Source organism: Caldovatus aquaticus (genome assembly GCF_019458025.1).
In the GTDB taxonomy this organism is placed as follows: Bacteria; Pseudomonadota; Alphaproteobacteria; order Acetobacterales; family Acetobacteraceae; genus Caldovatus; species Caldovatus aquaticus.
The window spans coordinates 26,674-36,832 of sequence record NZ_JAHZUY010000037.1 but is presented as its reverse complement, the minus strand read 5'-3'; the positions used below and the strand labels follow the sequence as shown (position 1 = coordinate 36,832).

Here is a 10,159-nt window from a genome sequence, read left to right as displayed (position 1 = left end):
GTCGCGCGCGCCATGCAGGACCCGCAGGATGCGCGGCGGCGTCGCCGTCGCCCGATAGACGATCACGTAGGGGAAGTCCGGGACGACCAGGAAGCGCACCTCCTCGGGCGCCAGGGCGGGGCGGACGACCCCGATCCGCGGATAGGCCCCGATCCGGACGGCAGCCGCAACGACCTGCTCGCGCAGGCGGCGGGCCGCGGCGGGATTGTCGGTGGCGATGAACGCCGCCGCCTCGGCAAGGTCACGACGCGCCTGCGCCGAGAGGATCGCCGGGCGCTTACCGCCCATCGGGCGTTGCCCGAAGGCTGCCGGTCGGGCTCAGCGGGCCTGTCCCGCGCCCGCCTGGCTTCCGCCTCGGCGATGATCGCGTCCATCTCCTCCGCGACCTGCTCGACCTCGAACCACCCGGTCTCGTCGGCCTCGCGCTCCGCCGCCTCGAGCATGCGCACGAAGGCCGCGCGCTTCTCCTCCTGCGCCTGCAGCAGCCGCAGCGCGGCGCGCATCACTTCGCTGACGTTGCCGTAACGGCCCGAGGCGACACAGGCTTCGGCGAAGCCTTCGAGCTCCGGCGTCAGGCTGACATTCGGCATCCCGCCCTCCTGTCCCTCTTCATGTCAGACTTTGACATGGCGGCTGCCCACTTCAAGTCCGGAGACCGCCCATGCTCACCCTCGACCTCCCCATCGAGCCGTACTGGCTCGACCTGCCGCGCGGCGTGCGCGTCGAGATCCGGCCGGTGACCACGGCCGTGATGGCCGCAGCCCAGGCCGCCGCTTCGCGCCGGCTGGCCGCGATCCGCATCGCCGATCCGGACCTCGACCCCGACATGGCGCGCGGCCTGTCCTTCGCCTTCCTCGTCAAGGCGCTGGCCCGCCACGCCGTCACCGCCTGGGAGGGCGTGGGCGACGCCGCCGGCAAGCCGCTGCCGCTCTCGCCCGAGGCGGTGGAGCGGCTGATGGACCTCGACGACATCGCCGCCGCCTTCTGGGATCGCGCCACCGCGCCGGTCGCCGCGGTGGCCGCCGAGGGAAACGGCTAAGGGCCCGCGCCGCCTGGCACTTCGGGCGCGGGTCCGAATACTGCCGCGGTTGCGCGGCCCTTGGGCGCGACTGTGGCGCCCTTTGCCCCTACGCCGCCCACGCCCCCGCGAGCGTCGAGGGCGCCGCCGTATGGGCCGCAGGAACGGCCTGCGCCGAGGCCACGATGGGCGGGCTGAGCCTCGATATCGGCGGCGCGCTCGCCGCCGCGCGCGACCTCGGCGCGTCCGGCTGGGCCGCCGCCGAACTGCTGCTTGCCATCCGCATCGGCATGGCCGAGGGCGCCACCGCCCGCCGCGAGGGGGAGACCACCTGACATGGCCGACGCCACCCGCCGCGTCTCGGTCCGCCTGTCGCTGGACGACGCCGCCCGGGTCAAGGCGGGGCTGCGCGAGGTCGGCGAGGCCGGCCAGCGCTCCCTCGACCAGATCAAGGGCGGCGCCGAGCGGGCCTCGCGCTCGCTCGAACTGCTCGACCTCGCCATCCGCGGCAGCCAGATCGCCGGCGTGGCCGTCGCCGCCCGCGCCCTGGTCCAGGCCGGCGACACGCTGACCCAGGGCCTCTCCCGGCTTCAGAACGCCACCGGCTCGGTCGCGCGCGCCGGGCAGGTCTACGAGGCCCTCTACCGCAACGCCCTCTCCACCGGCGTCGCCGTCTCCGAGAGCGTCGACGCCTTCCAGCGCTTCTCGATCGCCGCGCGCGAGATCGGCGCCACCTCCGACCAGGTGGTGCGCCTCGTCGGCGGGCTGCAGCGGGTGGCCATCGTCTCCGGCGCCTCCACCCAGGAGATCTCCTCCGCCACCCTCCAGCTCGCCCAGGCGCTGGCCTCGGGCGTGCTGCAGGGCGACGAGCTGCGCTCGATCCTCGAGGCCATGCCGCTGCTGGCCGAGGGTCTCGCGCGCGAGCTCGGCGTCTCCATCGGCGAACTGCGCAAACTCGGCTCCGAGGGCAAGCTCACCGCCGAGCGGGTGTTCCCGGCGCTGCTGCGCGCCACCGAGCGGCTCGGCGCCGAGCTCGACAAGGCGCCGCTTTCGCTCGGCCGCGCCTTCGGGCAGCTGACGGCGGCGACCGAGGGCTTCCTCGGCCAGCTCGACCGCGCCATCGGCCTGTCCATAGCGCTGGCCCGCGCCCTCTCGGCCGCGGCGCGCGCGGTGGACAGCGTCCGCCAGGGCGCCGGCCTGCGCAGCGAGGAGGAGCGCCTCGCCGGCCTGCGCCGCCAGGCGGAGGCGCTGTCGGCGCAGATCGGCCGGCTGGAGAGCGAGCAGGACGGCCGCGCCAGCCTGCGCGCCCCGGTCCGCCGCGGCAGCCTCCGCCCCGGCCTGGTCGGCGTTGCCGAGCAGCAGGCCGGCGTCGATCGCTCCCAGCGCCTCGAGGAACTCCGCCGCAGCTATTTCGGCATCCTCGCCGAGATCGACGCCGCCGAGCGGGAGTCGCTCAACCGCCGCCTGGAGGAGCAGGAGCGCGCCGGTCAGGCCGCGGCCGATGCCCGCCGGCGCCGGGCGGCGCAGGAGGCGCAGGAGCTCACCCGCGACCTCGACGACCGTTTCCGGATCAACCGGGAATACGAGGAGCGCGTCCGCCGCCTGCGCGAGGCCGAGGCTGCGGGCGCCATCGACGCCGCCGAGCGCCAGCGCCTGGAGACACTCGCCACCCGCGAGCGCGACGAGGCGCTGCGCCGCCTCGAAGGCACCGTCCGCCGCGTCGCCGCCGCGCAGCGCGACAACCGCGACGCCGAGCGCGAGGTGAACGAGGTGCTGCGCGAGCGCGAGCGGCTGATCCAGGACAATGAGACCGCCTATGAGCGCTACCAGCGCCGGATGGCGCGGCTCTCCGACCTGGTGGTCCGGTCCGAGCGCATCGGCCGTCCGGTTCCCGACGCCACCATCCAGCGCGAGGCGGAGCGGGCCCTGGAGGACCTCGAGCGGGCCGAGCGGCGGGTCGCGGAGGGCGCCGAGCGGACCTCCGAGACGGTGCGCGAGCTCGGGCTCAGCTTCAGCAGCGCCTTCGAGGATGCGGTGGTCAAGGGTGAGAAGCTGTCCAAGGTCCTGCAGGGCCTGCTGCAGGACATCACCCGGATCATCGCCCGCAAGACCATCACCGAGCCGCTCGGTAACGCCGTGTCCTCCGCGCTCTCCGGCTTCTCCTTCGACAGCATGTTCAGCGGCATCGGTTCCTGGCTTGGCGGACTGTTCCGCGCCGAGGGCGGCCCGGTCACCGCCGGGCAGCCCTACATCGTCGGCGAGCGCGGGCCGGAGTGGTTCGTCCCTCGCCAGTCGGGCGTGGTGCTGCCGAACGGCGTGGCGCCGGGCGGCACCACCATCAACACCTCCATCGCGATCGACGCCCGCGGGGCCGATGCCGGCGTCGAGGCGCGGCTGCGGCTGCTGGCCGGGCAGATCGCCCGCCAGGCCTCGGCCATGACGCTGGACGCCATCCGCCGCGGCGGCGCGGCCTACGAGACGGTGCGGGGGTAGCGGCGATGGTCGAGTACGCCTGGCCGGAGGTGCTGCGCCCCTCGCGGCTGGTCTTCTACCTGCAGCACAACACCACCCGCTTCGTCTCGCCGGTCACCCGCGCGACCCAGGTGCTGCGGCGCGAGGGCGCACGCTGGGTGGCGGAGGCGAGCTTCGACCCGCTGAGCCCGGCCCGCGCCGGGCTGCTGGAGGGCCTGTTGGCGGCGCTCGCCGGCTCGCTGAACACGGTGCGGATCTGGGACTGGCGGCGGGAGTACCGCACCGGCGATCCCCGCAGCCAGGGCCAGGTGCCCGCCGGTCCGTATTCCTTCTCCGACGCCACGCTCTTCACCGACGGCACCGGCCTGGTGGTCGGCTCCGGCAATCCGTCGCTCGCGGCCGGCGCCGCGCGCGGCGCACTCGCCATCCAGACCCAGGGCTGGTGGCCGAATGCGCTCGCCATGGCCGCCGGCGACTACCTCGGCCTTGGCGGGCGGCTCTACATGGCCACCGAGGCGGTGACCGCCTCCGGCGCGGGGACCGCCACCATCCCGATCGCCCCACCGCTGCGCGCCGCGGCGTCGATCGCCGAGCCCCTGGTGCTGACGAAGCCGACCGTGCCGATGCGGCTCGTCTCCGACGACGAGGCGGCCAATCCAACCCGCCCCGGCCGCTTCACATCGATCAGCATCCGCCTGGAGGAGGCCCTGTAGATGGACGGCATCACCGCCACGCCGCGCCTGCACCCGCACGCCGCCGCGGCCGCCACCGCCCGGACCGCCGCCCCCGTCGTGCTGGTCGAGCTCGACTTCGCCTCCGGTCCCTTCCGCGCCTGGACCGGGCTCGGGCCGCTCTCCTGGGCCGGCATGGTCTTCGAGGGGATGGGCGCGATCGGCGCCATCTCCGAGGTCGAGGAGACGGTCGAGCTGCGCGCCGTGCGCCTCACCCTGGCGCTCTCGCCGGTGCCGCAGGAGGTGGTGGATATCGCCCTCGCGGAGCGCGGCTTCCGCCTCCGCCCGGCCCGGCTCTGGGGCGCGCTGCTCGATGCCGAGGGCGCCTTCGTCGCCGACCCGTTCCCGCTCTGGGCCGGGCTGATGGACACCATGGAGGTGGTGGACGGGGCCGAGCCGCGCGTCGCGCTCACCTGCGAGAGCCGCCTCGTCGACCTCGAGCGCGCCGAGGTGCGCCGCTACACCGATGCCGACCAGCAGGCCGAGTATCCGGGCGACCGCTTCTTCGAGTTCGTCCCCGCCCTGCAGGAGGCCGAGATCAAGCTGCCGGCGCGGTGACGCGTCGCCCGGATCGGCCGGTTGCGATCCGGAGCAGCCTCTCCCCATTTTTTCGTTACGGCTCCTCAACGCGGTCTGCCGGAGCGTCGATGAGTCGACTGAACTCGCCGCCGTAGCGGGGAAGTCGCGGCCCGAACGGGCACAAAGGTGCGGCTGAGCTTGAGCAAACCCCCTTATAAAGATATGTTTATGCCACGTGGGTCCCGCGCGAGCGGGTGAAAAGGGAAGGCCGTGCGGGGCTTCGCTCCAAGTCGGCTGCTGCCCCAGCAACTGTTGGCGGGAAGCCGCCGGCCTGTGCCCCAATCGGGGGCGCCACTGCGCAAGCGGGAAGGCAGGGCCGGAGGCGAAGGGCGAAAGCCCGGCACCCGCAAGCCAGGAGACCTGCCCACGCCGTGCATCCCGGGCCATCCGGGGGCGCGCCACCCTCACGGCCGGGCTGGGTGCACCGGGCGACGGAGACCGACTGCGATGACGATCGCCGCCAATCTCGGCTACCCGCGTATCGGGCCGAAGCGCGAACTCAAGACCGCCCTTGAAGCCTTCTGGGCCGGCAAGCTCGGCGAGGCCGAGTTGCAATCTACTGCCGCCGCGTTGCGGGCCGGCGCCCGCGCCGTCCAGCAGGGCAGCGGGATCAGCCATGTCCCTTCGGCCGACTTCGCCCTCTACGACCACGTGCTGGAGACGGTCTGCGCCTTCGGCCTGGTGCCGCCCGGCTACGGCTGGTCCGGTGAGGGGCCGGTATCGCTCGCCACCATGTTCGCTCTTGCGCGCGGCCGCGCGGCGGAGCGCGCGGCCGGCATCCCAGGCGATGCCGTGGCTCTCGAGATGACCAAGTGGTTCGACACCAACTATCACTACGTGGTCCCGCGCCTCTCGGCCGCCATGCGACCGCGGCTGCTCGACGACCGCTGGACCCGCGCCCTGCGCGAAGGGTTGCAGCACGGCACGCGCACACGCCCGGTGCTTCTCGGCCCCATCTCGCTGCTGCTTCTGTCCAAAACCGAGGACGGCACGCGACCGCTCGACCTGCTGCCGGCGATGCTGCCGGCCTATGCGGATGCGCTGCGCTTCCTGGCCGAGGCAGGCGCCGTCTGGGTGCAGGTGGACGAGCCCTGCCTGGTCACCGACCTGCCCTCGGGTGCCGAGGACGCCTACCGCACCGCCTTCCGCGCCCTGGCTGAAGCTGCGCCAGGACTGAACCTGCTGCTGACGACCTACTTCGAGGGACTGCGCGATAATCTGCAACTCGCCGCCTCTCTGCCAGTCGCCGGCCTGCATGTGGACTTGGTCCGAGCGCCGGGACAGCTCCCGGCCGTGCTGGAGGCGCTGCCGCGCGACCGCTGGCTTTCGCTCGGTGTGGTGGATGGGCGCAATGTCTGGCGCACCGACCTGCGCGCCGCCCTCGCGCAGCTCCGCGCGGCGGAAGCGGCTGGCTTCGGCAAGCGGCTGATGGTTGCGCCCTCCTGCTCGCTGCTGCACGTGCCGCACAGCCTGGCGATGGAGACCGCGCTCGACCCCGCGCTGAAGCGCCGTCTCGCCTTCGCCAACGAAAAGCTGAAGGAGGTCGCGGTCCTCGCCCGCGCCGTGGACGAGGGCGAAAAGGCCGTCGCCGCCGCCCTCGAGGAGAGCGACCGAGCCCTCGCGGAGGCGCGCGCCGATGAGCGGCTGCACGACCCGGGCTTGGCCGCGCGGCTCGCCGCGGTGACGCCAGAGATGGAGCGGCGCACGAGCTCCTATCCTTCGCGGGCGGCGGCGCAGGCGGCTCGGCTCGGCCTACCGGAGTTGCCTGTCACTTCGATCGGCTCCTGGCCGCAGACCGCCGAGGTGCGGAGCCTGCGCGCGCGCCTCGCCCGCGGCGAGCTGGACAAGACGGGCTACGACGCGGAGATGGAGCGCATGATCGCCGAGGCCGTGCGCTGGCAGGAGGAGATCGGCGTGGACGTGCTCGTCCATGGCGAGTTCGAGCGCAACGACATGGTGAAGTATTTCGGCGAGCAGCTTGCCGGCTATGCCTTCACCAAGCATGGCTGGGTGCAGAGCTACGGCAGCCGCTGCGTCGCTCCGCCCATCATCTGGGCTGATGTCTCGCGACCCAAGCCGATGACGGTGCGCTGGTCGGCCTACGCGCAGTCGCTCACCGACAAGCCGATGAAGGGAATGCTGACAGGGCCCGTGACCATGCTGCAATGGTCCTTTGTGCGCACCGACATCCCGCGCGAGACGGTCTGCCGCCAGATCGCGCTCGCCATCCGCGACGAGGTGGCGGACCTGGAAGCCGCCGGTATCCCGATCGTGCAGATCGACGAGCCAGCGTTCCGCGAAGGCCTGCCGCTGCGCAAGGCAGACCGTGACGACTATCTCCGCTGGGCGGTCGCCTGCTTCCGCCTCTCGGCGAGCCCGGTGCGGGACGAGACGCAGATCCACACCCACATGTGCTATTCCGAGTTCAACGACATCATCGAGAGCATCGCGGCGATGGACGCCGACGTGATCTCGATCGAGACGGCGCGCAGCAACATGGAACTGCTCGATGCCTTCGCGGTGTTCGACTACCCAAACGAGATCGGGCCGGGCGTGTGGGACATCCACTCGCCACGTGTGCCATCGGCCGAGGAGATGGCGCGGCTGGCGGCCCGGGCGGCGGAGCGCATTCCGCGCCGCCGGCTCTGGCTGAACCCCGACTGCGGCTGCAAGACGCGCGGCTGGGCGGAGGTGAAGCCGGCCATGGCGAACTTGGTTGCCGCGGCACGTCAGCTCCGCGCCAGGGCGGTGTGACGGGTTTGGGAGGGGCCGGTGCCGGCCCCTCCCGGACGCGCAGCAGCCGCGCCAGGACGCGTGGCGTTTGCTCCCCAACCTGCCAGCGTTTCGGTCCCGAGCGCGCACGCTCACACTACGCTGACCATCCGCTTCCCGCCCTGAGCAGCCTCCGTTAGGGCGATTGGTATGATGCCCCGCCGCCCGGACTGGCCTGGCCGGCTGGCAGCCCTGCTGGCGGCCGCCGAGGCGCGCCCGTTCGACGCCCACGCCTGGAACTGCGGCCGCTTCGCCCTGGCCGCGATCGAGGCGGTCACCGGCACCAGGCCGCGGCTCCGCATCCTGCCCGACCTCGAGGCCACGGCCGACAGCGCCGGCTTCCCGCGCCTTCCACCCGCCTTCGCCCGGCCCGGCGACGTGGTGCTCGCCGGCGACCCACAGCGGCTCGGCGTGGTGGTGGACGGCGGCCGCGCCGCCTTCGTCGGTCCACGCGGCCTCGTGCGTCAGCCGCTCACCACTTGCACCACCGCCTGGAGGATCGGCTGACGGAGCCCTCGCGGCAGCGCGGCTGATCCGCTTCCGTGACCTGCCCCCCCGTCCTGCCGCGATGCCGTGAGGTGTCCTCATGCCCGCCGCCGTCCCGCTGATCGCCGTCGTGGCCTCCGGCGTCGCCTCGGCTGCGGTCGGCGGCGGCGTCCTCGGCGCCCTGGTCGGCGCCGGCGCTGCCCTGGTCGTCACCGCGGTCGGCGGCGCCATCTTCCCGGCCAGGAAGCCGAGCGTCCCCACCACCCCGGCCACCACCGGCTTCAACGCCAGCGCCCCCGGCGCCGGCCGCACCCAGTCCGTCCGCCAGCCCATCACCGAGCACCAGATCGTCTTCGGCCGCTGCAAGGTCTCGGGGCCGATCGTCTTCCTGCACTCGGCTCCCGACGACCAGGGGCGGGAGGACGGCTACTTCTACGCCGTGGTGGTGCTGGCCGGGCACAGCGTGCGGTCCATCGGCGAGGTCTGGCTCGGCGATAAGTCCGAGACCGATGCCTCCTTCGCCGGGCTGGTGCGCATCGACCGCCACCTCGGCGCGCCCGACCAGGCGGCCGATGCCAACCTGATCGCCGAGACCGGCGGCCAGTGGACCGCCGCGCACCGCGGCCGGGGCCGAGCCTACGTCGCGGTCCGGCTGAAGCTCACCGCCGAGGCCTTCCCCGCCGGCCCGCCGAACATCGCCGCCATCGTCGAGGGGGCGGATACCATCCTTGATCCCCGCACCGGCCAGGTGGGGTGGTCCGACAACCCGGCCCTCTGCCTCGCCTGGTACCTGACCGCGCCCTGCGGCTGGCGGGCCTCCTGGGCCGACATCGACATCCCCGCCCTGATCGCCGCGGCCAACATCTGCGACGAGCTGGTCGGCACCCGTCGTGGGGTCCACGAGAAGCGCTATACGGTGAACGGCCGCGTCTCGCTCGGCGAGGGCAAGATCGCCATCACCCGCAAGCTGGTCGCGGCCATGGCCGGCGCCCTGGTGGTCTCGGGCGGGCGGTTCTTCATCCACGCCGGCGCCCCCGCGCTGCCGGCGGCGACGCTGACCAGCGACGACCTGCGCGGCGACGTGACGATCCAGGGCAGCCGGCCGCGGCGCGACCTCTTCAACGGGGTGCGCGCGGTCTATGTCGAGCCGGCCGCCAACTGGCAGCCGACCGACGCCCCGCCGCTGCTGGCTTCGAACTATGTCGCCGAGGACGGGGGCGAGGCGATCTGGCGCGACATGGAGTTCCCGCTCACCACCTCGGTCAGCACCGTCCAGCGGATCATGAAGGCCGAGCTGGAGCGCAATCGCCGCCAGCGCGAGGTCGCCTTCCCGGCCAACCTCGCCGCCCTGCGGCTGCGCCCCTGGGAAGGGGCGACGGTCGCGCTCGACCGCCTGGCGCCGTTCCCGGCCCGGGTCACCGGCTGGTCGCTGGCGCCGGACGGCGGAGTGAACCTGACCTTGGCCGAGGAGGACCCGGCGGTGTGGGACTGGAACCCAGCGGTCGACGAGCGCGCCACCGGCGAGAGCCCCTCCGTGGTGCTGCCGAACCCGGGGCGCATCGCCACGCCGGCGAGCATCGCGGTCGGCACGCCCACCGGCACCAGCTTCGCCGCCCTGGCGGTGTCCTGGGCGGCCGTGGCCAGCGCCCACCTGGCGAACTACGAGGTCGAGTTCATGCCGGCCTCGGTCGCCGCCTGGCAGGGCTACGGGGCCGGGCAGGGCGCGACCGCGGCCTCGATCCCCACCGCCGAGCCAACCGCCTTCCGGGTGCGCGCTGTGGCCCGCAGCGGCGCCGTCTCCGGCTGGCGCGAGGCCCTGGTGCCGGCCACCGTCTCGGCGCCGACGGCGACCGGCATCGCCGGCGGCGTCCGGCTCTCCGGCAGCTTCCCCGCCGACGCGGTCCGCCTGCAGATCTTCGAGGCCGCCTCGAACAGCCTGGCCGCCGCCAGCAAGCTCGCGGCCGAGCCGACCAGCCTGTTCTTCGACCGCACCGGCCTCAGTGCTGGGCAGACCCGCTGGTACTGGCTCCGCGTCGTCTCGGCGGAGGGGAACGTCTCGGCGCTCGCCGGCCCCGTCTCCGCCACCGCGCTCTGATCCGGA

9 protein-coding genes, 1 pseudogene and 1 riboswitch are annotated in these 10,159 nt (G+C 73.5%); of the genes and pseudogenes, 8 read left to right on the top strand and 2 right to left on the bottom strand.

Features of this window, described 5'->3' with window-relative positions; translation table 11 throughout:
- Both K1J50_RS12870 and K1J50_RS12865 read right to left on the bottom strand, forming a co-directional pair.
- On the bottom strand, positions 1-288 hold a 288-nt coding region (locus K1J50_RS12870), incomplete at its 3' end, for a type II toxin-antitoxin system RelE/ParE family toxin (RefSeq protein WP_220118113.1).
- A gap of 110 nt (positions 289-398) precedes the next feature.
- A pseudogene (locus K1J50_RS12865) lies at positions 399-590 on the bottom strand (type II toxin-antitoxin system ParD family antitoxin); the annotation flags it as partial.
- A gap of 71 nt (positions 591-661) precedes the next feature.
- On the opposite strand from K1J50_RS12865, the gene K1J50_RS12860 reads away from it, so the two are divergent.
- From K1J50_RS12860 to K1J50_RS12825, 8 genes are all read left to right on the top strand, one after another.
- Positions 662-1,039, top strand: a complete 378-nt coding sequence (locus tag K1J50_RS12860; protein WP_141854903.1) for a hypothetical protein — start codon at positions 662-664, stop codon at positions 1,037-1,039.
- Positions 1,040-1,203: 164 nt separating this feature from the next.
- Entirely contained in the window at positions 1,204-1,353 is a 150-nt protein-coding gene (locus K1J50_RS12855) for a hypothetical protein (protein WP_202614832.1), read from the top strand.
- Between the two features lies 1 nt (position 1,354).
- The gene (locus tag K1J50_RS12850) at positions 1,355-3,511 is read left to right on the top strand and encodes a tape measure protein (RefSeq protein ID WP_220118112.1); all 2,157 of its coding nucleotides are present in this window, start codon (positions 1,355-1,357) and stop codon (positions 3,509-3,511) included.
- Positions 3,512-3,516: 5 nt separating this feature from the next.
- Positions 3,517-4,203: a hypothetical protein gene (locus tag K1J50_RS12845; RefSeq protein ID WP_220118111.1), complete on the top strand. Its 687-nt coding sequence runs from the start codon at positions 3,517-3,519 to the stop codon at positions 4,201-4,203.
- Positions 4,204-4,779 carry a hypothetical protein gene (locus tag K1J50_RS12840; RefSeq protein WP_220118110.1) on the top strand — a complete coding sequence of 192 codons (576 nt, stop codon included), beginning with the start codon at positions 4,204-4,206 and terminating at the stop codon, positions 4,777-4,779.
- A 181-nt stretch (positions 4,780-4,960) separates the two neighbouring features.
- Positions 4,961-5,182, top strand: a riboswitch (cobalamin riboswitch).
- Between the two features lie 65 nt (positions 5,183-5,247).
- Positions 5,248-7,554: a 5-methyltetrahydropteroyltriglutamate--homocysteine S-methyltransferase gene (gene metE, locus K1J50_RS12835; RefSeq protein ID WP_220118109.1), complete on the top strand. Its 2,307-nt coding sequence runs from the start codon at positions 5,248-5,250 to the stop codon at positions 7,552-7,554.
- A 171-nt stretch (positions 7,555-7,725) separates the two neighbouring features.
- Entirely contained in the window at positions 7,726-8,079 is a 354-nt protein-coding gene (locus K1J50_RS12830; RefSeq protein ID WP_220118108.1) for a DUF6950 family protein, read from the top strand.
- Between the two features lie 79 nt (positions 8,080-8,158).
- On the top strand, positions 8,159-10,153 hold the full coding sequence (locus K1J50_RS12825; RefSeq protein ID WP_220118107.1) for a phage tail protein: 1,995 nt from the start codon (positions 8,159-8,161) through the stop codon (positions 10,151-10,153).
- Positions 10,154-10,159: the final 6 nt, after the last annotated feature.